Origin of the sequence: Pseudomonas koreensis (assembly GCF_036668835.1) — a bacterium.
Taxonomy (GTDB): Bacteria; Pseudomonadota; Gammaproteobacteria; order Pseudomonadales; family Pseudomonadaceae; genus Aquipseudomonas; species Aquipseudomonas koreensis_I.
This window is the reverse complement of the sequence record NZ_JAZEVW010000001.1, coordinates 1,122,938-1,146,664: the sequence shown is the minus strand read 5'-3', so window position 1 is coordinate 1,146,664 and position 23,727 is coordinate 1,122,938. Positions and strand designations below refer to the sequence as shown.

Annotated in this window: 23 protein-coding genes and 1 pseudogene; 11 read left to right on the top strand and 13 right to left on the bottom strand. The window is 59.4% G+C overall.

Annotated elements, in window-relative coordinates; translation table 11 throughout:
* The first annotated feature begins 347 nt into the window (after positions 1-347).
* Positions 348-1,122 (top strand): annotated as a pseudogene (locus V6F91_RS05170) (ABC transporter substrate-binding protein).
* 110 nt (positions 1,123-1,232) lie between these two features.
* Here the strand turns inward: V6F91_RS05170 and V6F91_RS05165 are convergent.
* The 5 genes from V6F91_RS05165 to V6F91_RS05145 all read right to left on the bottom strand — a co-directional run bounded on the left by V6F91_RS05165 (position 1,233) and on the right by V6F91_RS05145 (position 6,532).
* Positions 1,233-1,859, bottom strand: a complete 627-nt coding sequence (locus tag V6F91_RS05165) for a helix-turn-helix transcriptional regulator (RefSeq protein ID WP_332762826.1) — start codon at positions 1,857-1,859, stop codon at positions 1,233-1,235.
* Between the two features lie 90 nt (positions 1,860-1,949).
* The gene (locus tag V6F91_RS05160) at positions 1,950-3,077 is read right to left on the bottom strand and encodes an FAD-binding oxidoreductase (RefSeq protein WP_332762824.1); all 1,128 of its coding nucleotides are present in this window, start codon (positions 3,075-3,077) and stop codon (positions 1,950-1,952) included.
* A 137-nt stretch (positions 3,078-3,214) separates the two neighbouring features.
* Positions 3,215-4,171 carry an ornithine cyclodeaminase family protein gene (locus tag V6F91_RS05155; protein ID WP_332762822.1) on the bottom strand — a complete coding sequence of 319 codons (957 nt, stop codon included), beginning with the start codon at positions 4,169-4,171 and terminating at the stop codon, positions 3,215-3,217.
* 117 nt (positions 4,172-4,288) lie between these two features.
* Complete coding sequence (rhlB, locus tag V6F91_RS05150; protein ID WP_332762820.1) at positions 4,289-5,779, bottom strand: ATP-dependent RNA helicase RhlB; 1,491 nt, start codon at positions 5,777-5,779, stop codon at positions 4,289-4,291.
* 96 nt (positions 5,780-5,875) lie between these two features.
* On the bottom strand, positions 5,876-6,532 hold the full coding sequence (locus tag V6F91_RS05145) for an alpha/beta hydrolase (RefSeq protein ID WP_332762819.1): 657 nt from the start codon (positions 6,530-6,532) through the stop codon (positions 5,876-5,878).
* 468 nt (positions 6,533-7,000) lie between these two features.
* Here V6F91_RS05145 and V6F91_RS05140 point away from each other — a divergent pair, with 468 nt between their 5' ends.
* The 4 genes from V6F91_RS05140 to V6F91_RS05125 all read left to right on the top strand — a co-directional run bounded on the left by V6F91_RS05140 (position 7,001) and on the right by V6F91_RS05125 (position 11,163).
* Positions 7,001-8,032, top strand: a complete 1,032-nt coding sequence (locus V6F91_RS05140) for an amino acid ABC transporter substrate-binding protein (RefSeq protein WP_090281876.1) — start codon at positions 7,001-7,003, stop codon at positions 8,030-8,032.
* A gap of 66 nt (positions 8,033-8,098) precedes the next feature.
* On the top strand, positions 8,099-9,280 hold the full coding sequence (locus tag V6F91_RS05135; RefSeq protein ID WP_332762816.1) for an amino acid ABC transporter permease: 1,182 nt from the start codon (positions 8,099-8,101) through the stop codon (positions 9,278-9,280).
* Positions 9,281-9,290: 10 nt separating this feature from the next.
* Positions 9,291-10,385, top strand: a complete 1,095-nt coding sequence (locus tag V6F91_RS05130) for an amino acid ABC transporter permease (RefSeq protein WP_332762814.1) — start codon at positions 9,291-9,293, stop codon at positions 10,383-10,385.
* Between the two features lie 13 nt (positions 10,386-10,398).
* Positions 10,399-11,163 (top strand): amino acid ABC transporter ATP-binding protein, encoded by a 765-nt coding sequence (locus V6F91_RS05125; RefSeq protein ID WP_016771581.1) that lies wholly within the window; start codon positions 10,399-10,401, stop codon positions 11,161-11,163.
* 54 nt (positions 11,164-11,217) lie between these two features.
* Here the strand turns inward: V6F91_RS05125 and V6F91_RS05120 are convergent, their stop codons facing one another.
* Both V6F91_RS05120 and V6F91_RS05115 read right to left on the bottom strand, forming a co-directional pair.
* A complete protein-coding gene (locus V6F91_RS05120; RefSeq protein ID WP_332762811.1) occupies positions 11,218-11,706 on the bottom strand; it encodes a type II toxin-antitoxin system MqsA family antitoxin in 489 nt (162 codons plus the stop codon).
* A complete protein-coding gene (locus V6F91_RS05115; protein ID WP_332762810.1) occupies positions 11,703-12,014 on the bottom strand; it encodes a type II toxin-antitoxin system MqsR family toxin in 312 nt (103 codons plus the stop codon). Before V6F91_RS05115 ends, V6F91_RS05120 begins: the two co-directional genes overlap by 4 nt.
* 166 nt (positions 12,015-12,180) lie before the next feature.
* On the opposite strand from V6F91_RS05115, the gene V6F91_RS05110 reads away from it, so the two are divergent.
* From V6F91_RS05110 to V6F91_RS05090, 5 genes are all read left to right on the top strand, one after another.
* Positions 12,181-12,840, top strand: a complete 660-nt coding sequence (locus V6F91_RS05110; protein ID WP_332762809.1) for a FadR/GntR family transcriptional regulator — start codon at positions 12,181-12,183, stop codon at positions 12,838-12,840.
* Complete coding sequence (locus V6F91_RS05105) at positions 12,830-14,134, top strand: CynX/NimT family MFS transporter (RefSeq protein ID WP_332762808.1); 1,305 nt, start codon at positions 12,830-12,832, stop codon at positions 14,132-14,134. The genes V6F91_RS05110 and V6F91_RS05105 overlap by 11 nt, the downstream gene beginning before the upstream one ends.
* 240 nt (positions 14,135-14,374) lie before the next feature.
* A complete protein-coding gene (locus V6F91_RS05100) occupies positions 14,375-14,845 on the top strand; it encodes a nuclear transport factor 2 family protein (RefSeq protein WP_206415454.1) in 471 nt (156 codons plus the stop codon).
* Between the two features lie 40 nt (positions 14,846-14,885).
* Entirely contained in the window at positions 14,886-15,188 is a 303-nt protein-coding gene (locus V6F91_RS05095) for a GIY-YIG nuclease family protein (protein WP_332762807.1), read from the top strand.
* 84 nt (positions 15,189-15,272) lie between these two features.
* The gene (locus V6F91_RS05090) at positions 15,273-16,208 is read left to right on the top strand and encodes a glutathione S-transferase family protein (RefSeq protein ID WP_332762805.1); all 936 of its coding nucleotides are present in this window, start codon (positions 15,273-15,275) and stop codon (positions 16,206-16,208) included.
* A gap of 116 nt (positions 16,209-16,324) precedes the next feature.
* Here V6F91_RS05090 and V6F91_RS05085 read toward each other — a convergent pair whose 3' ends face one another.
* Together V6F91_RS05085 and yejK are read right to left on the bottom strand one after the other, a co-directional pair.
* Entirely contained in the window at positions 16,325-16,675 is a 351-nt protein-coding gene (locus V6F91_RS05085) for a glutaredoxin family protein (protein WP_332762803.1), read from the bottom strand.
* Positions 16,675-17,679 carry a nucleoid-associated protein YejK gene (yejK, locus tag V6F91_RS05080; protein ID WP_093104504.1) on the bottom strand — a complete coding sequence of 335 codons (1,005 nt, stop codon included), beginning with the start codon at positions 17,677-17,679 and terminating at the stop codon, positions 16,675-16,677. The genes V6F91_RS05085 and yejK overlap by 1 nt, the downstream gene beginning before the upstream one ends.
* 395 nt (positions 17,680-18,074) lie before the next feature.
* On the opposite strand from yejK, the gene V6F91_RS05075 reads away from it, so the two are divergent.
* Positions 18,075-18,356, top strand: coding sequence for an HU family DNA-binding protein (locus V6F91_RS05075; protein WP_003221909.1), 282 nt, complete (start codon positions 18,075-18,077; stop codon positions 18,354-18,356).
* 216 nt (positions 18,357-18,572) lie between these two features.
* Here V6F91_RS05075 and rlmF read toward each other — a convergent pair whose 3' ends face one another.
* The 4 genes from rlmF to V6F91_RS05055 form a co-directional block, all read right to left on the bottom strand.
* Entirely contained in the window at positions 18,573-19,592 is a 1,020-nt protein-coding gene (gene rlmF, locus V6F91_RS05070; protein WP_332762800.1) for a 23S rRNA (adenine(1618)-N(6))-methyltransferase RlmF, read from the bottom strand.
* 268 nt (positions 19,593-19,860) lie between these two features.
* Complete coding sequence (locus tag V6F91_RS05065) at positions 19,861-22,707, bottom strand: valine--tRNA ligase (protein WP_332762799.1); 2,847 nt, start codon at positions 22,705-22,707, stop codon at positions 19,861-19,863.
* Positions 22,708-22,835: 128 nt separating this feature from the next.
* Positions 22,836-23,243 carry a DNA polymerase III subunit chi gene (locus tag V6F91_RS05060; RefSeq protein WP_332762798.1) on the bottom strand — a complete coding sequence of 136 codons (408 nt, stop codon included), beginning with the start codon at positions 23,241-23,243 and terminating at the stop codon, positions 22,836-22,838.
* A gap of 8 nt (positions 23,244-23,251) precedes the next feature.
* Complete coding sequence (locus tag V6F91_RS05055; protein WP_332762797.1) at positions 23,252-23,680, bottom strand: DNA polymerase III subunit chi; 429 nt, start codon at positions 23,678-23,680, stop codon at positions 23,252-23,254.
* Between the last annotated feature and the right edge of the window lie 47 nt (positions 23,681-23,727).

Genomic DNA, 23,727 nt, shown 5'->3' with positions numbered 1-23,727 from the left:
ACTACCCAAGCACTGGTCGCACTAGCCCGCAAGCTTGCACGGGTGGTATTTGCTCTGTTGAAAAACCAGAGCGAATACTCACCCAAAGGCGTTTAGGGGCTAGGCATGAACCATAGAATCTCCCACATGGGACCTGTGTCATGCACAAATCCAATGTGGGAGCGAGCTTGCTCGCGAAGGGGCCATCTGCAACACCAAAAACTTCGCAGACACTCTCGCCTCCCTAATTGACGGATTGTACCTATAAGTCCAGTATGGATTTCCAAGTACAAAAAAGCTTCTGTCTTGCCGCTGATAGCTTGCCGCTTGAAGCTGCTTTCTTGCCAACCACCCGCGAGAGAACGAACATGAAGAAACTCCCCCTCATCACCGGTCTGGCCTTTGGTCTGTTGGCCTGTGCCAGCACCTTCGCCGCCGAGAAAACCCTGCGCATCGGCATCGAAGCCGCTTACCCACCGTTTGCCTCGAAAACCGACAAGGGTGAAATCGTCGGTTTCGACTACGACATTGGCAATGCGCTGTGCGCGCAGATGAAGGTCAAGTGCGTGTGGGTCGAGGGTGAGTTCGACGGGCTGATTCCTTCGCTGAAAGTGAAGAAGATCGACATGGCCCTGTCGTCGATGACTATCAATGAGGATCGCAAGAAGTCGGTGGATTTCACCCACAAGTATTACTTCACTTCTTCGCGTCTGGTGATGAGGGAAGGCGCCAGTTGATGATCAGTACGCCAGCCTCAAGGGCAAGAATGTCGGTGTACAGCGCGCCACCACGACTGATCGGTTCGCCACCGAGGTGTTCGAGCCCAAGGGCGTCAACGTCAAGCGTTACAGCAACAACGAAGAGATCTACATGGATCTCGCGGCAGGCCGGCTTGACGCGATTTTTGCCGATACCATTCCGCTGAATGACTTTTTGTCGATGCCGCGCGGCAAGGGCTATGCGTTTGTCGGGCCTGAGCTGAAGGATCCGAAGTATGTCGGTGAAGGCGCAGGGATTGCGGTGCGCAAGGGCGATTCGGAGCTGGTCAGCCAATTGAACGGGGCCATTGATGGCATTCGTGCGAGTGGCGAGTACCAGAAAATCTCCGAGAAGTATTTCAAAGCTGATATCTACGGCGATTGATCAACCGCTTTCGCGAGCAGGCTCGCTCCCACATTGGATCTGTGGCGTTCATAGATCCCCTGTGGGAGCGAGCCTGCTCGCGAAGAGGCCAGCGCTCTCGAAGCAAATTTTCAGCCCTTCATTTCCTTCAAATGCTTGTACACCGTCGCCCGCCCCATGTTCAGCACATTGGCCACATAATTCGAGGCACTCTTGCCCTTGAACGCGCCCTCGGCGTGCAGCGCCAGCACCAGTTCACGTTTGTGATCGCGGGTCAGCACATTCAGGCTCAACTGGCGTTCGCGCAGCCAGGCATGCAGGAAGGTGTTGATGCGTTCCTGCCAGTCATCGCGAAACAGTGCGTCCGGTTGCGGGATCAGTTTGCTCGGCGAGAGGAACAGGTCGAGCGCTGCCTTGGCATTTTCGAACAATGAAATATTCAGGTTGATGCACAGCACCGCCAGCGGCGCGCCTTCGCTGTCGCGCAGAACGCTGCTCAGGCTGCGGATCTTCTGACCGTCCCAGTTGAGCTTTTCGTAGGGGCCGATGTTGCGGTCACTAACGTCCTCGCTGAGCATGTCTTCCAGCGACGAGTCGTCGCCGATCTCGCGTTTGGACAGGTTGTTGGCGATGTAGTCGACCTTCTGCGTACGCAGGTCATGCAGCACCACTTCGGCGTGCGGGAAGAACAGCGTGGCGATGGCATCGGCAATGGCGCGGAAATTATCCAGCGCCGGGTCGAATTCGGGGGCGGTCATGACAGTGGAGCTCCAGGCAGCGTCAACGCCTCCGTGATCAGGAGGCGCAGGGAGTGTGCCGCAATCCGTGGCGCGCGTCACCGCACGGATTCAGCGCAGGCGAGCAGGGGAGAGCATGGCGCTGTTCAGCCCGAATTGCTGCAGGTGCTCGGGCAGTGGCTGGCCACGCACCAGTGCCGCACTGGCCTGGCCCATCGCCGGCGACGTCTGAATGCCGTAGCCGCCCTGCGCCGCCACCCAGAACAACCCCGGCACCTGCGGATCGAAACCGCTGAGCAAATCGCCGTCGGCGACAAAGCTGCGCAACCCGGCCCAAGTGCGGGTCGGACGGCGAATGGTCAGGGTGGTGGCTTCTTCGATCTGATAGATGCCCATGGCGATGTCCAGCTCTTCGGGCTGGACATCATGGGGTTCGACCGGATCGGCATTGGCCGGCGAGCCGAGAAACATTCCGGCATCGGGCTTCATGTAGAAGGATTCGTCGAGGCTGACCAGCATCGGCCAGTGATGAATATCGACGCCTTCGGGCCCGGCGAAGATGAACGCGGCGCGGCGTTTCGGTTGCAGGCCCAGCGCAGTTGCACCGGCCATAGTGCCGATCTCGTCGGCCCAGGCCCCGGCGGCGTTGATGATCACCGGGGCGCTGAACGTCTGGCCGTTGGTTTGAACGTGCCACAAACCCTCGGCGTCGCGGTTCAGGCCGAGCACTTCGCAATCAGTGTGTACTTCGCCGTTGTGGCGGCGGATGCCGCGCAGGTATCCCTGATGCAGGGCGTCGGTGTCGATATCGCTGGCGCTCGGATCGTAGATCGCGCCGTGGACTTTTTCCCGGCGCAGAATCGGCAGGCGTGCGCAGGCTTCGTCGGCGCTGAGCAGTTGCATCTCTGGCACCGTGGCTTTGGCGCTGAGGTATTGGTTGTTCAATTCGGCGGCGTCACCGGTGAAATCCACAGTCATTTCGCCGCGTGGCGTCAGTAGCGGGTGTTCACAGAAACCGGCCGGCGGATGGTCGAAAAACGCGCGGCTGGCCTGGGTCAGCGCGCGCACCTGCGGTGTGCCGTAAGCCGCGGTGAACAGCGCGGCGGAACGGCCGGTGGAGTGATAAGCCGGGTGGGATTCGCGTTCGAGCACAATCACTTTGGCGTGTGGCGACAGCCAGAAACCAGTGGAAGCGCCAGCAATTCCGCCGCCGATGATGATGAAATCTGCCTGACTCATGAAAAACTCCTGACGGTCAATTGAAATACGCGCAACCCCTGTGGGAGCGAGCGTGCTCGCGAAAGCGATCCTTCAGTCAATGCATTGGGCGACTGTCAGACCGTATTCGCGAGCAAGCTCGCTCCCACGGGATTGCATCAGGCTTGATTGAGGTGATGAAGGTGATAAATGGCATTGGCGAGGGCAATGTCTTCCAGGCCCAAACCGATCGAACGGAAAAACACATGACGCCGGTAATCGGGACGCTGCACCTTCTCGCTGAGCAGATCCGCCAGGTCACCCACAATTGAATCCTTGCTCCAGCCGTGCTGCTCTGCCGCAATCACCATTTCACCCGCCGAGTCCGGCGTGGTCAGACGATAGTCGCAGAAGACCTGCATGTCGTTGAGGCTGACCGGCGGCACTTCGTGGGCGCGTGGGGCGTTGGTGCTGATCGAGGTGATCAGTGCCGGTTTGCTCAGCGTAGCCGGGTCGATCACCGGCCCGGCGGACGAGGTACAAAGCATGATGACGTCAGCATCGGCGAGAGCAGTTTCGCGACTGGCGGCGATGTTCAGCTCGGGCGCGATGGCTTTCAACGCGGCTTGAGTTTCAGCGTCGGTGTGCAGCGAAGGTGAGTAAACGCTGATGCTCTGCCAGTCACGCAACGATTTCATATAGTGCAGATGCGCCTGAGCAACCTTGCCGCTGCCGATGATTGCCAGCCGTGTAGCGTTAACGGGGGCAAGGGCATCGATCGCCACAGCGGTGGTCGCTGCAGTCCGCGCGGTGGTCAATTCGCCGGCATCGCACAGCAGCAGCGGCTGGCCGGTTTTCATCGACATCAGCAGTGTCCACGCCGTCACCAGCGCGCCTTGCTTGCGGACGATGTACGGCGAAGTCTTCACGCCGTACACGCCGTCTTCCGCCAGCACGCCCAGATAATTGATGAAATCGCCGGCGCCCTTCGGGAATTCCACCAGTTGCTGCGCCGGCTGTACCGCGTTGCCAGCCGCGAGATCGCGGAACAGCTTGCGCAAAATATGCGGCACATCGATTTGCGCCAGCAGTTGGCGGGCCTGGGCCTGATCGATCACATAGGGCGTGCTGGACATGATGCGCTCCGAAATTGAACTTATCTTTCCATTATGGACTTTTAGATCTATCGAGCAATACGCGGGCGAAAAAAAAGCGCAGTCCGTTGCCGGCTGCGCTTTTTTGTCGAACGTCGCTTACTGCGGACGCTTGCGCTCAACCGGGCGCAGCAGATGCGTCGGCGGCGTTTCACAGCTGATCTTGCGTCCCAGCTTCTCTTCGATGGACGGCAACTGGTAAGAGTCGTCCTCGCCGGCAAAGCTGATCGACACACCGTCAGCGCCTGCGCGACCGGTACGGCCGATGCGGTGCACGTAGTCGTCCGGCACTTCCGGCAGGGTGAAGTTGATCACGTGGCTGATGCCGTCGATGTGGATGCCGCGACCGGCGACATCGGTGGCCACCAGCACGCGAATCTTGCCTTCGCGGAAACCTTCCAGAGTCTTGATGCGCTTGTGCTGCGGCACATCGCCAGACAGTTGCGCGGCGTTGATGCCGTCGCGCACCAGACGTTCTTCGATACGGCGCACTTCGTCCTTGCGGTTGGCAAACACGATGACCCGTTCCCAGCCGTTATCGTTGACCAGGTTGTAGAGCAGTTTGTATTTGTCGGCGGCGGCCACGGCGTAGATGTGCTGCTCGACGTTCTCGTTGGCGACGTTGGTGACTTCGATTTCGACGATGGCCGGGTCGGTGGTCCATTGCTTGGCGAGGTTCATCACGTCTTCGGTAAAGGTCGCGGAGAACAGCAGGGTCTGGCGCTCGGATTTCGGCGGCGTCTGGCGGATGATCTGCCGGACCTGCGGGATGAAACCCATGTCGAGCATGCGGTCGGCTTCGTCCAGCACCATCACTTCGACCATGTCCAGGTGCACGTCGCCACGCTGGTTGAAATCGAGCAAGCGGCCCGGGGTCGCCACGAGAATGTCGCAGTGCCGTGCTTCGAGGTGCTTGAGCTGTTTGTCGAAATCCATGCCACCGACAAAGGTCATCACGTTGAGTCCGGTGTACTTGGTCAGGTCAGCGGCGTCTTTGGCGATCTGCACCACCAGCTCACGGGTCGGCGCGATGATCAGCGCACGGGGTTCGCCCATGTAGCGTTCTTTCGGCGGTGGCGTCTGCAACAGCTGGGTGATGATCGAGATCAGAAACGCGGCAGTCTTGCCGGTGCCGGTCTGCGCGCGGCCGATGGCGTCTTTGCCGGCCAGGGTGTAACCAAGCACCTGCGCCTGGATCGGCGTGCAATACGGAAAGCCCAGATCCTGGATGGCGTGCATCAGTTCTGGCGAGAGCTTGAAATCATGGAAGCGGGTTTTGCCTTCCTGGGGCTCGACGACGAAGTCTTCGAGTTTCCACGGAATCACCGGGGCCTTGGGCTTGGGTTCGCGGCGCGGTCTGGCCGGTTTCGGCGTTTCGCTGCAGGCTGGTTCGGCGGCGAGGGGCACGGCCGATGCCGATTGCGGCTGGTGTTTTGTTTCTGGCTTCGGTGCAGCTACGGGAGCGGGGAAGTCGGCCTGCGGGGCATCGCTGCGATGACCGGCGGCGTGCGACGGCGCACTGGGAACTGGCGCGAGCTGCTCAGCCTCGCTTTTACCGAACATCTTCTTGAGTGCTTTGAGCACGGTCATCTCATCAATTGGTTAAGGAATGTACGCCGGCCAGTGTAATGCAAGAAACGGGCGCGGCGTAGGGGGAGGCGCAAAGGCTGCCAATAAAGCCGACGCTTAGCGCAGGCGTTCGCTCAACCAGACACCGATGTCGCGAATTTCTTCGGGTAACACTTCGTGCTCCATTGGGTATTCCTGCCATGTCACGGTGACACCATGCTTCAGCAAATGCTCGTAGGCGCTGCGGCCCATCGAGTTCTGCACCACGCCATCGAACTGGCCGTGCAGGCACAGCGCCGGAATCCGCTGCTGGCTGGCGGATAATTCCATTTCATCGCTGAAAGTCGGCGCATAGGTCGACAACGCCAAAACCCCACCCAATGGCCCCTGCCATTTCACAAAAGCGGTGTGCAGCACCACGGCGCCGCCCTGGGAAAAACCGGCGAGAAAAATCCGCGAGGCGTCTATTCCGCTGGCGCGCTCGGTTTCGATCAATTCAATGATGCGATCCGCCGACGCTTCCAGCTGGTCACGGTCAATCGCCCGGGCCGGGCTCATGGCTTTGATGTCGTACCAGCTGGGCATGGCATATCCGCCATTTATCGTCACCGGAAGGGTTGGCGCCTGTGGCAGCACAAAGCGTGTGCTCAGCAGACTTTCCTGCAGTGCCTCGGCCACCGGCAGAAAGTCATAGCGGTCGGCGCCGAGGCCGTGCAGCCAGATCACGCAGGCGTCTGCGGGCTTAACAGGCTGAAGAATCAAGGGCTCGGTCATGTTTGCTCCAAAAATGTGCGGGCGCTCCCATTGAGTGCGTGATTGAAGTGCGCGCCCGGTTGATCCGTTAAGAAGATGTCGCAAGGTTACAAGTTTTGCTATTGACGTGTCGCGCAATCACTTTGGCGAGCGGTGTGGTACGGCGTTTGCTATGGAGGTTTCTGTACGAAGCGTCCTACGCGTGGCGGTAACACTATCAGTCTACGTCGCGCGAAGGGACAGCAACGAATCCGGTGATGGATGTTCGCCAATGGCCGCTACGGGCTTAGCGAACGTGAAAGGGCTACAGCCCGTTCGGCCGATTGGTGAGAAGTGAGTGATCCATGATGTGGATTTTCTCCTACTAGACTCATAGCGAAGGTCTTACGTCGGTTGACCCCAAAAAAAGCCAACACGGGTCAACAACGCCTCAAAAGGGTGCGACTGGACTCAAGCTCCGACACAACAAGAGCAAAACTGGAGGTTTGAATGAAGATGTTGAAATCCACTCTGGCGGTCGTGACTGCTGCAGCAGTACTCGGCGTCAGCGGGTTCGCTCAGGCGGGTGCAACCCTGGATGCGGTACAAAAGAAAGGTTTCGTGCAGTGTGGCGTGAGCGACGGTCTGCCAGGCTTCTCGGTACCGGACGCAACCGGCAAGATCCTCGGCATCGATGCCGACGTCTGCCGCGCTGTGGCCGCCGCCGTTTTCGGCGACGCGAGCAAGGTCAAGTTCAGTCAGTTGAACGCCAAGGAGCGCTTCACCGCGCTGCAATCGGGCGAGATCGACATCCTGTCGCGCAACACCACCATGACCAGCTCTCGCGATGCGGGCATGGGCCTGAAATTCCCGGGCTTCATTACCTACTACGACGGTATCGGCTTCCTGGTTAACAACAAGCTGGGCGTGAAAAGTGCCAAAGAGCTGGACGGTGCAACCATCTGCATCCAGGCCGGTACCACCACCGAGCTGAACGTTTCCGACTACTTCCGCGGCAACGGTCTGAAATACACCCCGATCACTTTCGACACCTCCGATGAAAGCGCCAAGTCGCTGGAATCAGGTCGTTGCGATGTGCTGACCTCCGACAAGTCGCAGCTGTTTGCCCAGCGCAGCAAGCTGGCCTCGCCGAAGGACTACGTGGTTCTGCCGGAAACCATTTCCAAAGAACCACTGGGCCCGGTCGTGCGTAACGGCGACGACGAATGGCTGGCCATCGTACGTTGGGTCGGCTACGCGCTGCTCAACGCAGAAGAAGCCGGCATCACGTCGAAGAACGTCGAAGCAGAAGCCAAGTCGACCAAGAACCCGGACGTGGCCCGTATGCTCGGCGCTGACGGCGAGTACGGCAAAGACTTGAAACTGCCGAAGGACTGGGTAGTTCAGATCGTCAAACAAGTCGGCAACTACGGCGAAATCTTCGAGAAAAACCTCGGCAAGAGCACTCCGCTGGAAATCGACCGCGGCTTGAACGCCCTGTGGAACAACGGCGGCATTCAGTACGCACCACCAGTGCGCTAATGGTTCTATCGCCCGGCGGGCCAACCGCCGGGTGATGTTCTTGTTCCATTTCTTGCGGGGCACTTCATGCAAAATTCTATCGGCGCACCAAAGCAGAGGTTCAGCCTCAGCGATCCACGAGTGCGTGCGTGGCTATTCCAGATCATCACCGTTGTGGCGGTGGTCTCGCTTGGCTGGTACCTGTTCGACAACACCCAAACCAACCTTCAGCACCGGGGCATTACGTCCGGTTTCGGCTTTCTGGAGCGCAGTGCCGGGTTCGGCATCGCTCAACACCTGATCGACTACACCGAAGCGGACAGCTATGCCCGCGTCTTTGTCATCGGTCTTCTCAACACCTTGCTGGTGACCGTGATCGGTGTGGTTCTGGCGACGATTCTCGGATTCATCATCGGCGTGGCACGACTGTCGCAGAACTGGATCATTGCCAAACTGGCGACGGTGTATGTGGAAGTGTTCCGCAACATTCCGCCGCTGCTGCAGATTCTGTTCTGGTACTTTGCAGTGTTCCTGACCATGCCGGGGCCGCGCAACAGCCACAACTTCGGCGACACCTTCTTCGTCAGCAGCCGTGGCCTGAACATGCCGGCCGCACTGGCCGCCGATGGCTTCTGGGCCTTCATGATCAGCATCGTGGTGGCGATCGTCGGCATCTTGCTGATGACCCGCTGGGCCAACAAACGCTTCGAAGACACCGGCGTGCCGTTCCACAAGTTCTGGGCCGGCCTGGCGATTCTGCTGGTGATCCCGACCTTGTGCGCACTGATTTTTGGCGCTCCGCTGCATTGGGAAATGCCTGAGCTCAAGGGCTTCAACTTTGTCGGTGGCTGGGTGTTGATTCCGGAACTGCTGGCGTTGACCCTGGCCCTGACCGTGTATACCGCGGCGTTTATCGCCGAAATCGTGCGTTCCGGGATCAAGTCGGTCAGCCATGGCCAGACCGAAGCGGCGCGTTCGCTCGGCCTGCGCAACGGCCCGACCCTGCGCAAGGTGATCATCCCGCAAGCCCTTCGCGTGATCATTCCGCCGCTGACCAGCCAATACCTGAACCTGGCGAAGAACTCCTCGCTGGCGGCCGGTATCGGTTACCCGGAAATGGTTTCGCTGTTCGCCGGCACCGTACTTAACCAGACCGGTCAGGCGATCGAAGTGATTGCCATCACCATGAGCGTGTACCTGGCGATCAGTATCAGCATTTCCCTGCTGATGAACTGGTACAACAAGCGCATTGCGCTGATCGAGCGGTAAGGAAAAGCGCATGAGTACTCATACTTTCAAACCCGACATGCCTCCACCGAACGCCAGCATCGGCGTGGTGACGTGGATGCGTGCGAACATGTTCTCCAGTTGGCTCAATACCCTGCTGACCCTGTTTGCGTTCTATCTGATTTATCTGGTTGTGCCGCCGATCCTCAGCTGGGCGATTGTCGATGCCAACTGGGTCGGCACCACGCGCGCCGACTGCACCAAGGAAGGCGCCTGCTGGGTGTTCATTCAGCAGCGTTTCGGCCAGTTCATGTACGGCTATTACCCGACCGAACTGCGCTGGCGCGTGGACCTGACCGTGTGGCTGGCGGTCATCGGCGCAGCACCGCTGTTCATCTCGCGGGTGCCGCGCAAAGCGGTCTACGGGCTGTGCTTCCTGGTGCTGTACCCGATCATTGCCTTTACCTTGCTGCATGGCGGTTTTGGCATGACCACCGTGCCGACCAGCCAGTGGGGCGGCCTGATGCTGACCCTGGTGATTGCCACGGTTGGTATCGCCGGAGCTTTGCCGTTGGGCATCGTGCTGGCGCTGGGCCGGCGCTCGAACATGCCGGCAATTCGTGTCGTCTGCGTGACGTTCATCGAGTTCTGGCGCGGCGTGCCGCTGATCACCGTGCTGTTCATGTCCTCGGTGATGCTGCCGCTGTTTCTGCCCGAAGGCATGAACTTCGACAAGCTGCTGCGTGCACTGATCGGCGTGATCCTGTTCCAGTCCGCCTATGTTGCCGAAGTGGTGCGCGGTGGTCTGCAAGCAATCCCTAAAGGCCAATACGAAGCAGCGGCGGCGATGGGCCTCGGTTACTGGCGTTCGATGGGCCTGGTGATTCTGCCGCAAGCGCTGAAGCTGGTGATTCCTGGCATCGTCAACACGTTCATTGCGTTGTTCAAGGACACCAGCCTTGTGATCATCATCGGCCTCTTTGACCTGCTCAACAGCGTCAAGCAAGCCGCTGCCGATCCGAAATGGTTGGGCATGGCCACCGAAGGCTACGTATTTGCCGCCCTGGTGTTCTGGATTTTCTGTTTTGGTATGTCGCGCTATTCCATGCATCTGGAACGCAAGCTCGACACTGGCCACAAGCGTTAGGAGTTCTCTGTAAATGAGCGAAGCAATCAAAAAGCCTGTGGGCCCTGAAGGCATCATCCAGATGCAGGGCGTCAACAAGTGGTACGGCCAGTTCCACGTACTGAAAGACATCAACCTCAACGTCAAACAGGGCGAACGTATCGTTCTATGCGGGCCGTCGGGCTCGGGCAAGTCGACGACGATTCGTTGTCTCAATCGCCTCGAAGAGCACCAGCAGGGTCGCATCGTGGTCGATGGCGTGGAGTTGACCAACGACCTCAAGCAGATCGAAGCGATCCGCCGTGAAGTCGGCATGGTATTCCAGCACTTCAACCTGTTCCCGCACCTGACCATTCTGCAGAACTGCACCCTGGCGCCGATGTGGGTGCGCAAGATGCCCAAGCGCAAGGCCGAGGAAATCGCGATGCATTACCTGGAGCGCGTACGCATTCCGGAGCAGGCGCATAAATACCCGGGGCAGTTGTCCGGTGGTCAGCAACAGCGTGTGGCGATTGCCCGCGCGCTGTGCATGAAGCCGAAGATCATGCTGTTCGACGAGCCGACCTCGGCGCTCGACCCTGAGATGGTGAAGGAAGTGCTCGACACCATGATCGGCCTGGCGGAAGACGGCATGACCATGCTTTGTGTGACCCACGAAATGGGCTTTGCCCGCACCGTGGCGAACCGCGTTATTTTCATGGACAAGGGCGAGATCGTTGAGCAGGCCGCGCCGAACGACTTCTTTGATAATCCGCAGAATGACCGGACCAAGTTGTTCCTGAGTCAGATTCTGCATTGATGGTTGATGAGTGAAACCAACCCGGCCATGTGCCGGGTTTGTTTTTTGGGGGGGTCAGGAGACGGAAAGGAATTCCTGTTCTTTATGGACGATGTGCTCGAAACCTCTCAAATCTGCACCTTCGCCGAGAGTCTTTACATCGGTTAGCAAGTACGGGTAGCGATCCAATAAACGCATCAACAAAATGAGCGCCTTGGGCGGCAATACATCGCCGCGCTCATAGCGAGAGAATGCGTTATGCCCACCCCCCGACAGCAGTTGCACCGTCTCCTTCTGCGTCAGATGCAATTTGCGACGGATCCGCTTCATTTCGTTACCAATCATTTGCCTGGAGGCGATGACCAGTTCATCACCTGCGTCGCAATACCGTTGCGCACTATCGGTGTCGGGGTCCCATTCGATCTCGCCGCACTTCTGGCATTCCCAGCCAGAAAGATCATCGACACGACGCTCCATGCCTTTGACTCTCAGGGTTTCGCCGCGCCCCTGAAAATGCCTCATTCCCTCACGTGCACCGCAGCTCACACATTGCTGGGTTGTCATGGGTTCTTCTCCTTGAAGGAGATTACCGGTGGGCTGCCGCCAGGGCGGTATGTCACCTTTATGTAAATCTCCTGATCTCGTGAATTGATGTGATACACGTCTTGCCAGATTCGATGATCGTCATAGGTAGTCATCGATTTGTACAACATCCTGGTTTGTAGCTCGAAAACAGTCTCCTGCATTTCGCTGATATTGAAGCCGAGCTTCTCAGCAGCCCTTACTGACGATTTGGTGAAAGCATTTTGACCCAGTCGCCTCACTTCAGACTTGATCACCGCCAAGTCGTAATGGGGTGTGTTCTTTTCCATAAGAAGCCAAAAACCCTGTCCCTGAAATTACCCTTAAAGGGTAATTTTGACCAATCGAAAATGCCGCTCCATGTGTCTCGATTGACCCTAGGTGGTTGCCGTCCTACATGGGTCTGACTAACATGTCGGAAAATTCATCCTATGATTGGATGAAAAGGCGAGGTTCATGTCAGACATTTCTCCACTCATCAAACGGTCGCTGGTCGATCAGGCGCTGGATCAGTTACGCCAGCGCATCAACAGCGGCGCATGGCAGGTCGGCGAGCGCTTGCCGACCGAGCCTGAGCTGTGCGCCGAGCTGGGCATCAGCCGCAACACCGTGCGCGAAGCCATGCGCGTGCTGGCGTTTTCCGGGCTGATCGAAATCCGTCAGGGCGACGGCAGTTATCTGCGCGCAGTGGTCGATCCGCTCGACACGCTGAAGGCGTTGTCGCGGTGTTCGCTGGATCAGGCGCGGGAAACCCGGCACATCCTCGAAGTCGAGGCGATCGGCCTGGCGGCGCTACGTCGCACCGACGAGGATCTCGTTGCACTGCGCGAAGCGCTCGGCACCAGCGGCAGTCACTACCATGGCGATCTCGACACTTACATCGCCTGCGATCTGGTGTTCCATCGGCGTCTGGTCGACGCCGCGCACAATCCGACCCTCAGCGAGCTGTATCGCTACTTCTCCAGCATTGTCGGCGCGCAATTGCGCCAGACGCTGAACATCGTCCCGCGCCGTCAGGAAGTGTTCGACCTGCACATCGCGCTGCTCGATGCGGTCGAACTACGCGACCCGGAGCGGGCCAAAGCCTTGTCGAGGCAACTGATCAATGAACCTTGAGACCGAGAAAACCATGTCCCGCAGCGAGATAGCCACCGCGAACAACCGCACGACAGAACTGCAAGAGTTGCTGATTGATGCCGAGGCGGATGATGAGCAAGTGCAGCAAAGTCATCCGCTGGTGAAGCGTCCGTGGCTGTTGCTGCTTGGGTTGATTCTGGTAGCGCTCAACTTGCGCCCGGCACTGTCGAGCATGGCGCCGCTGCTCAGCGAGGTCTCCAGAAGCCTTGGACTGTCGGCGGCGCAGGCGGGGCTGCTGACGACGTTGCCGGTGCTGTGCCTGGGCTTGTTCGCGCCGCTGGCGCCGATTCTGGCCCGGCGTTTTGGTGCTGAGCGGGTGGTGCTGGGGATTCTGCTGACGCTGGCTGGCGGGATTATCCTGCGCAGCAATTTTGGTGAGATCGGCCTGTTCGCCGGCAGCGTCCTCGGCGGCGCCAGCATCGGCATTGTCGGTGTTCTGCTGCCCGGCATCGTCAAGCGTGACTTTGCCAAACATGCCGGAACCATGACCGGCGTCTACACCATGGCCCTGTGTCTGGGCGCGGCGATGGCGGCGGGCTCGACCGTGCCGCTGAGCGAACACTTCGGCAACAGCTGGGCCATGGGGCTGGGTTTCTGGGTAATTCCGGCGCTGCTGGCCGCGGTATTCTGGCTGCCGCAAGTCGGCTCCAGACACGGCGCGCACAATGTCGCTTATCGGGTGCGCGGGCTGTTGCGTGATCCGCTGGCCTGGCAGGTGACGTTGTACATGGGTTTGCAATCGTCGCTGGCCTACATCGTGTTCGGCTGGTTGCCGTCGATCCTTATCGGTCGCGGGCTGACGCCTACGCAGGCCGGTCTGGTGCTGTCCGGCTCGGTAATCATTCAACTGGCCAGCTCGCTGGCCGCGCCATGGCTGGCGACGCGCGGCAAGGATCAGCGTCTGGCGATTGTCGTCGTGATGGCGTTGACCCTTGGTGGTCTGTTCGGTTGTCTGTATGCGCCAATCGAAGGCCTGTGGGGCTGGGCGATCCTGCTCGGCCTGGGGCAGGGCGGCACGTTCAGCCTGGCGCTGACGCTGATTGTGCTGCGCTCGCGCGATTCCCATGTCGCGGCGAACCTGTCGAGCATGTCCCAGGGGTTCGGTTATACGCTGGCCTCGATGGGGCCGTTCGCGGTCGGCGTGGTGCATGACTGGACGGGTGGCTGGAGTGCCGTTGGCTGGATTTTCGGCATCATTGGTACCGGCGCGATCATTGCCGGCCTCGGCGCCGGGCGTGCGCTGTATGTGCAGGTGCAAAGCGAAAGAATCTGACGCGCAACCCCTTTTTTGGGGCCAGAGATATCCCCTGTGGGAGCGAGCTTGCTCGCGAAGACGGTGGTTCAGTCATAGATCATGTTGAATGTGCCGGCCTCTTCGCGAGCAAGCTCGCTCCCACAGGGTTTTGTGCAAGTTTCAAATGCTCCAGGTATTCGGTAGATAAATGCCGATAGTGTTTATGGGCATTGCGGATTATCGTGCTGGCAATCTGTACCTCTTTCTTTGGAGATTGCCTTGAGCGAAGCCCACAGCGCCCTGATCACCCGCTTCTACGAAGCCTTCCAGCGCCTCGACGCCGAAGCCATGGCCGCCTGCTACACCGATGATGTGGTTTTCAGCGACCCGGCCTTCGGCGAATTGCGCGGTCGTGATGCCGGTGACATGTGGCGCATGCTCACCACCCGCGCCAAGGATTTCTCGCTGACCTTCGACAACGTACGCGCCGACGAGCGTACGGGGGGCGCGCATTGGGTCGCTACGTATCTGTTCAGCCAGACCGGCAACATTGTGATCAACGACATTCAGGCTCGTTTCGTCTTTCGCGACGGCAAGATTTGCGAACACCACGACCACTTCGATCTGTGGCGCTGGTCGCGGCAGGCGTTGGGCTTCAAAGGCCTGCTGCTGGGCTGGACGCCGCTGGTGCGCAATGCCGTCCGCGCGCAGGCGCGCAAGGGATTGAAGGCATTTCAGGCCGGTCGCTGATAAAATCGCCGCCTGTTTTCCTACACGTCCCGATCCCGAAGTGACCAGCCTCAGCGAAAATTCTGTCGATGTTGTCGAGCCGGTGAGCAAATCCTGGTTCGTCTATCTCGTTCGCGCCGCCAACGGCTCGTTGTATTGCGGGATCAGCGACGATCCCGTGCGCCGTTTTGCCAAGCACCAAAGTGGCAAAGGCGCGCGGTTCTTCCTTTCCAGCCCGGCGATGGCGCTGGTCTATACCGAGCGGTGCCTGGACAAAAGCGATGCGTTGCGCCAGGAACGGTTGATCAAAAAGCTGCGCAAGAGCGCCAAGGAATGTCTGGTCGCGTCTTATCAATCTGACTGATAGGTTCCCATCAGGCGGATCTGTAGGCTGCTAATCAAATGCGCGCTAAGCTGCGGGCTCATTATCTGAGCGGCGGAGCCGAGCATGTCCGAGTTGATTCTCCATCATTACCCGACTTCCCCTTTTGCCGAGAAGGCCCGCTTGCTGCTGGGCTTCAAAGGTCTGTCGTGGCGGTCGGTGCATATCTCGCCGGTGATGCCGAAACCGGATCTGACCGCCCTCACTGGTGGCTATCGCAAAACGCCGGTGTTGCAGATTGGCGCGGACATTTATTGCGACACCGCACTGATCGCTCGTCGCCTGGAACAAGAGAAAGCCCTGCCCGCGTTCTTTCCTGAAGGCCAGGAGATGGTCAGCGCCAGTTTTGCCGCGTGGGCCGACTCGGTGGTGTTCCAACATGCCGTGAGCCTGGTGTTCCAGCCGGAGTCGGTGGCGGTGCGTTTCGGCAAGTTGCCGCCGGAAGCGATCAAGGCGTTTATCGCCGATCGCGCCGGGCTGTTCAGCGGTGGTAGTGCGACGCGCCTGAGCGCCGAGCAGGCCAAGCATCAATGGCCGACGATCATGGCGCGGCTGGAGCAACAGCTGCAGCGCGAGCAGGGCGACTTCCTGTTCGGTGAGCCATCGATTGCCGACTTCGCGCTGGCGCATCCGCTGTGGTTCCTCAAGGCTACACACGTGACCGCACCTCTAGTCGATGAGTATCCGGCTGTCGTCGCGTGGCTGGGGCGGGTGCTGGGCTTTGGTCATGGCGCGGCGAGCGAGATGTCCTCCGCCGAGGCGCTGGAAGTTGCGCGGAACAGCACGCCGGCGGCATTGCCGGATGAGCAGTTCGTTGATCCGAATGGCTTTACGGCCGGGCAGCAGGTGGCGATCGCGGCCATCGACTATGGCGTCGATCCGGTGGTCGGCGAGTTGCTGTTTGCCGGTCGCGAGGAATTGATCATCCGCCGCGAAGACGAGCGCGGCGGCGTGGTGCATGTGCACTTTCCGCGTTTTGGATTCCGCATCGAAGCACGCTGATCTCTCAAGTCCGATGCAAAACCCTGTAGGAGTGAGCCTGCTCGCGATAACGGTGTGTCAGTTGATGAATCCGCCGACTGACACACCGCTATCGCGAGCAGGCTCACTCCTACAGGTTATTTCAGGGCGGCGAGGATTTCGTCCGGGTCAAACCCGCGAATCAGCGTACCGTTGACATCGATCAGCGGAATCCCGCGCCCGCCCAATGCCTCGTACGCTTTGCGCGCCTCGGCATCCTTCTCGATATCGAACTCCTTGAACGAGATGCCCTTGCTGTCGAGAAAACGCTTGGTCTGCTTGCAGTAGCCGCACCAGTCGGTGGCATAGAGCACGACATTGGCCTGCACGCGTGTCTGCTCAGAAACCATTTGCGACGGGTTGAAAACTCGCTCGATCTTGCCCCAGTTCTGATAGACCACAACGACCAGCAGAACCAGGACAACCTTCTTCAGCACATTGCCGAGCATCAGTTGCGCCGCTTCAACTGATCAGTCAGCGAGGTTGGCAGGCCTTTGATGATCAGCGTGCCGTTCTCTTCGTCGTACTCGATCTTCGAGCCCAGCAGGTGTGCTTCGAAGCTGATCGACAGGCCTTCGGCACGGCCAGTGAAACGGCGGAATTGATTGAGGGTGCGCTTGTCCGCCGGGATCTCCGGCGACAGGCCGTAGTCCTTGTTGCGGATGTGATCGTAGAAAGCTTTCGGGCGTTCTTCATCGATCAACTCCGAGAGCTCTTCCAGACCCATTGGTTCGCCGAGCTTGGCCTGGCTGCTGGCGTAATCGACCAATGTCTTGGTTTTTTCGCGGGCGGAGTCTTCCGGCAGGTCTTCGCTCTCGACGAAATCACTGAAGGCCTTCAGTAGCGTACGGGTTTCGCCTGGACCGTCGACGCCTTCCTGGCAGCCAATGAAGTCGCGGAAGTATTCCGAGACCTTTTTGCCGTTCTTGCCCTTGATGAATGAAATGTACTGTTTGGACTGCTTGTTGTTCTGCCACTCGGAGACGTTGATCCGCGCCGCCAGGTGCAACTGGCCGAGGTCGAGGTGGCGCGACGGGGTCACGTCCAGCTCGTCGGTCACCGCCACGCCTTCGCTGTGGTGCAGCAGGGCGATCGCCAGGTAGTCGGTCATGCCTTGCTGATAGTGGGCGAACAGCACATGGCCGCCGACCGACAGGTTGGATTCTTCCATCAGCTTTTGCAGATGCTCGACCGCGACTTTGCTGAAGGCGGTGAAGTCCTTGCCGCCGTCCATGTATTCCTTCAGCCAGCCGCTGAACGGGAACGCGCCGGACTCCGGATGGAACAGACCCCAGGCTTTGCCCTGTTTGGCGTTATAGCTCTCGTTGAGGTCGGCGAGCATGTTTTCGATGGCTGCGGACTCGGCCAGTTCGGTGTCACGGGCGTGCAGAACTGCGGGCGTGCCGTCGGGTTTTTTGTCGATCAGGTGGACGATGCAATGACGGATCGGCATGGGCTTCTCGGCTGTTTGAAGGAAGGAGGGCAGGCTCCCCCGAAAAAGCGCCCAGTGTACCGCAACCACTGGTTTTGGCGCGGGTTGCAGGGCAAAACCGAGGGGTGCGCCCGGCCTTATGCAGTTTTTTACCGATTTAGAGCAATAAAGCTGACCAAATGGGTAGCTAGAGGCGGATATTTCCTTGTCGCTGTGCTAGTTTTGCCCGGTCTTACGCGAAGTCACTGCGTTAAGCGTGCATTCAGCATTTGTCAGGTCGAACCAAACCCTGATTTCGGCATCTATAACCCGACTCGTCGTGGTTATCGCCGAGGGTGCCAGATCCAGAAGATCGGGCTCGATGGCTGACACTGCACTCTGCAATCCATATGAATTTGATAGGGAAGGAACACTACATGGCTCTTACTAAAGACCAACTGATCGCCGACATTGCTGAAGCTATCGACGCGCCGAAAACCACCGCGCGTAACGCTCTGGACCAACTGGGCCAAATCGTTGCCGATCAGCTGGAAAATGGCGGCGAAATCACCTTGCCAGGTATCGGCAAGCTGAAAGTGACCGAGCGTCCTGCCCGCACCGGCCGTAACCCATCGACTGGCGCTGCCATCGAAATCCCTGCAAAGAAAGTGATCAAGCTGGTTGTGGCCAAAGGCCTGACCGACGCTGTGAACAAGTAAGACGCAGCGATAAAAAAAACCGTGCCCCGGAGCGATCCGGGCACGGTTTTTTTGTGTCTGTGATTTGATGACTGACTGATGAATGCCATAAACCATTGTGGGAGCGAGCTTGCTCGCGATAGCAGTGTGTCAGTCAGCTTCAATATCGACTGATACATCGCCTTCGCGAGCAAGCTCGCTCCCACAGTGGAACTTTGCCAAGTCAGTGGCTCAGTGTTAGCGAACCCAGCGCTCACGCCGCCAGATTTGCTGTTCGGACCTGGTCTGAAACGTCCAGGCCACAAAGCGGCTCTGCTTCTGCCCCTGGGACATCTCCACGACCTGGCTTTCCAGTACACCCGCTTTCTTCAGCGCGATTTCGATGGCCGGCAGGTTCGATGCCTTTGAGACCAGCGTGCTGAACCACAGCACCTTGTGCTGGAAGTTGGCGCTCTCGGCAATCAGTTGCGTCACAAAGCGCGCTTCACCGCCTTCACACCACAGTTCCGCCGACTGGCCGCCGAAGTTCAGCACCGGCAGTTTGCGTTTCGGATCAGCCTTGCCCAATGCGCGCCATTTGCGCTCGCTGCCCTTGGTCGCTTCGTCCATCGAGGCGTGGAACGGCGGGTTGCACATGGTCAGGTCGAAACGTTCGCCCGGTTCCAGCAAGCCGATGAGAATATGCTTGCGGTTTTCCTGCTGGCGCAGCTTGATGACCTTGCTCAGGTCGTTGGACTGCACGATGGCGCGGGCCGCAGCCACAGCAGTGGGGTCGATCTCCGAGCCGAGGAAGTGCCAGCGGTACTCACTGTTGCCGATCAGTGGGTACACGCAGTTGGCGCCCATGCCGATGTCCAGCACATTGACAATCGCGCCGCGCGGCACTTTGCCGTCGTTCATGCTCGCCAGCAGGTCGGCGAGAAAATGCACGTAATCGGCGCGGCCCGGCACCGGTGGGCAGAGGTAGTCAGCCGGGATGTCCCAATGCTGGATGCCGTAAAACGATTTAAGCAGTGCCCGGTTGAACACGCGCACCGCGTCCGGGCTGGCGAAGTCGATGCTTTCCTTGCCGTACGGGTTGGCGATTACAAACTTCGCCAGTTCCGGCGTGGTCTTGATCAGCGCCGGGAAGTCGTAACGTCCCTGATGGCGATTGCGCGGATGCAGGCTCGCCTTCTCACGCGGCTCGACGGCTTTGCTCGGGGTCGCAGCATCGGGCTTCTTGCGCGCAGGTTTGGGTGTGCGGGGGGCGGTCATGGGCGTGGTCGATTCGGGTATGGCTGAAAGTGGCGGGTATTGTCCCACATCCAGCCGCCGCGAACTCACTATCAGAAATACCACCGATCCTTGTGGAAGCGAGCTTGCTCGCGAAGGCGTCCTGCCGGTCAACATCTCTTTTGACTGACACGGCCTCTTCGTGAGCAAGCTCGCTCCCACAGGGATTGGCAGTGGATGAAAAAAATGTAGGCAATAAAAAAGGCGCGTCACCCATTCGGGTGGCGCGCCTTTTCAGTGCGATCTGCCGTTACAGACTGGCAATCCGCGCATGCTGCTCGGCCAGCTTGCCCAGCGCCTGTTCGGCCTCGGCCAGTTTGGCGCGTTCCTTGTCGATGACTTCGGCCGGGGCCTTGTCGACGAAACCGGCGTTGGCCAGCTTGCCGCCGACGCGCTGGACTTCGCCCTGCAGACGCAGGATTTCCTTGTCCAGCCGCGCCAGTTCCGCAGCCTTGTCGATCAGACCGGCCATCGGCACCAGCACTTCCATCTCGCCGACCAGTGCGGTGGCGGACAACGGTGCTTCTTCGCCGGCAGACAGAACGGTGATTGATTCCAGACGCGCCAGCTTCTTCAGCAGCGCTTCGTTCTCGCTCAGACGACGCTGGTCTTCAGCGCTGACGTTCTTCAGAAAAATCGGCAGCGGCTTGCCTGGGCCGATGTTCATCTCGCCACGAATGTTGCGCGTGCCGAGCATCAGTTCCTTGAGCCATTCGATGTCGTCTTCGGCGGCCGGATCGATGCGCTCTTCATTGGCCACTGGCCAAGGCTGCAGCATGATCGTCTTGCCCTGAATACCGGCCAGCGGTGCGATGCGCTGCCAGATTTCTTCAGTGATGAACGGCATGAACGGATGCGCCAGGCGCAGCGCCACTTCCAGCACGCGCACCAGCGTACGGCGAGTACCGCGCTGACGCTCGACCGGCGCGTTCTCGTCCCACAGCACTGGCTTGGACAGTTCCAGATACCAGTCGCAGTACTGGTTCCAGATGAACTCGTACAGCGCTTGCGCGGCCAGGTCGAAACGGAACTGATCGAGCTGACGGGTCACTTCGGCTTCGGTGCGTTGCAGCTGCGAAATGATCCAGCGATCGGCCAGCGACAATTCGTAGGCTTCGCCGTTCTGGCCGCAGTCTTCGCCCTTGTCCAGCACATAACGTGCGGCGTTCCAGATCTTGTTGCAGAAGTTGCGATAGCCTTCGACGCGGCCCATGTCGAACTTGATGTCGCGGCCGGTCGAGGCCAGCGAGCAGAACGTAAAGCGCAGGGCGTCGGTGCCGTAGCTGGCGATGCCATCGGCGAATTCTTCGCGAGTGGCTTTCTCGATCTTCTTCGCCAGCTTCGGCTGCATCAGGCCCGAAGTGCGTTTCTGCACCAGAGTTTCCAGGTCGATGCCGTCGATGATGTCCAGCGGGTCCAGAACGTTGCCCTTGGACTTGGACATCTTCTGGCCCTGGCCATCGCGCACCAGACCGTGTACGTAAACGGTCTTGAACGGAACCTGCGGCGTGCCGTCTTCGTTCTTCATCAGGTGCATGGTCATCATGATCATCCGGGCAACCCAGAAGAAGATGATGTCGAAACCCGTCACCAGCACGTCGGTGGAGTGGAATTTCTTCAGGAACTCGGTCTGCTCAGGCCAGCCCAGCGTGGAGAAGGTCCACAGGCCGGAACTGAACCAGGTGTCGAGGACGTCGTTGTCCTGTTGCAGCGCCACGTCGGGGCCGAGGTTGTGTTTGGCGCGCACTTCGGCTTCGTCGCGACCGACGTAGACTTTACCCGACTCGTCATACCAGGCCGGAATCCGGTGGCCCCACCACAGCTGACGGCTGATGCACCAATCCTGGATGTCGCGCATCCACGAGAAGTACATGTTTTCGTACTGCTTGGGCACGAACTGAATGCGGCCGTCTTCGACGGCAGCAATCGCCGGCTCCGCCAACGGCTTGGTCGACACGTACCACTGGTCGGTCAGCCACGGCTCGATGACGGTGCCGGAGCGATCGCCTTTCGGGGTTTTCAGGTTGTGATCGTTGATGCTCACCAGCAGGCCGGCAGCGTCGAAGGCGGCGACGATCTGCTTGCGCGCTTCGAAACGTTCCAAGCCAGCGAACTCGGCGGGAATCTTGCCGTCGATGCTCTCGTTCAGCGTGCCATCAAGGTTGAACACCTGTGCGGCCGGCAGCACGTTGGCGTTCTTGTCGAAGATGTTCAGCAACGGCAGGTTGTGGCGTTTGCCGACTTCGTAGTCGTTGAAATCGTGGGCCGGGGTGATTTTCACGCAACCGGTGCCGAATTCAGGATCGCAATAATCGTCGGCGATGATCGGAATACGGCGGCCAACCAATGGCAGCTCGACAAATTTGCCGATCAGGGCTTTGTAGCGCTCATCGTTCGGGTTGACCGCGACGGCAGAGTCGCCGAGCATGGTTTCCGGACGCGTGGTCGCGACGATCAGGAAGTCATTGCCCTCGGCGGTTTTTACGCCGTCGGCCAATGGGTATTTCAGATTCCACAGGAAACCCTTCTCTTCGTGGTTTTCCACTTCGAGATCGGAAATTGCCGTGTGCAGTTTGGTGTCCCAGTTGACCAGGCGCTTGCCGCGGTAGATCAGGCCGTCTTCGTGCAGGCGCACAAAGGCTTCCTTGACCGCTTCCGAAAGGCCGTCGTCCATGGTGAAGCGCTCGCGGCTCCAGTCAACGGACGAGCCGAGACGACGGATCTGCCGGCTGATGTTGCCGCCGGACTGCTCCTTCCACTCCCAGACTTTCTCGAGGAATTTCTCGCGACCCAGATCGTGACGATTCTGGCCCTGGGCTTCCAGTTGGCGTTCCACCAGCATCTGCGTGGCGATACCGGCGTGGTCGGTGCCCGGCTGCCAGAGGGTGTCGCGACCCTGCATGCGACGGAAACGGATCAGTGCGTCCATGATCGCGTTGTTGAAACCGTGGCCCATGTGCAGGCTGCCGGTGACGTTCGGCGGCGGGATCATGATGGTGTAGGACTCGCCCGCGCCTTGCGGGGCGAAGTAGTTCTCGGACTCCCAGGTCTTGTACCAGGAAGTTTCAATGGCGTGCGGCTGGTAGGTCTTATCCATGCGCGGCGGGACCCTATTGGCATTTATTCAGGAAAAGCCGGCAAGTATAGCGGGGGGGGCAGCCACAAGCCACAAGCTGCAAGCTTCAAGAGGAGCGCGGCGGATTTGCTTTGGCTTTGGCTTGCAGCTTAAATCTTGCCGCTTGCAGCTGCGGCGAGCAGCCGCTCCATTCGCGCATCGAGGCGGCGTTTGATTTCGGTTTCGATGTGCGGGGCGAAGTCGTCGATCACGTCTTGCATGATCAATTGCGCGGCGGCGCGCAGTTCGCTGTCCAGATGCAGCAGAGCGTCCGGGCCTTTGTCGACCGGTGCAGGCGGTTGTGCAGTGGCTGTCGGCGCTGGCGCGGCAGGCGGTTCGACGGCGGGCGGTTCGTTGCTGACCGGGTCGAACAGCATCGGAATCTGTTCCTGTTCGCCTTCATCGACCGTGTCGGTCAGCAAGGGCGGTTGCAGGTTGTCATCGCCGAGCAACTGGCGGATCGATTCGAGATCGTCCAGCAGGTGTGCGGACTTCTGTTGCGGTTTCGGAGTGTCCATTGGAGTGCTCAGAGTCGCTGTAAACGGTGGTCTTGCAGAGAATAGCCCTGTTCGCGGTAGAAGCGGAAACTCTCCCGCGCGGCCGCTCGAATCGTCGGGTCTTCGACCACCACTTCCGCCACACGGGCGAACTTGTTGGCGAAGCCCGGGACTTTCAGGTCGAGATTGATCAGCAGATCCTGATGTTGACCGCAGTCGTCACCCAGTCCCAGCACGATCAGCCCTTCTGCTTCGCTGTCGGCGGGACCGTGCGGCACAAAGCTTTCGCCCTTGAACGCCCACAGGCGCGCATCGAGATCGTCACGCTGGGCGGCATCGCTGCAATGCAGGTAGATGCGGTGGCCCATGCGCCAGGCTTTCTCGGTGAGCTTGCAGGCAAAGTCCAGTCGAGCCGAGGGATCGGCGCTGGGCAGGATATAGAAGTCGACTTTGGTCATTGCGGGTCCAGGGCAGCAAGCAGCGTCACCCTAGAGTGACGCCGCTT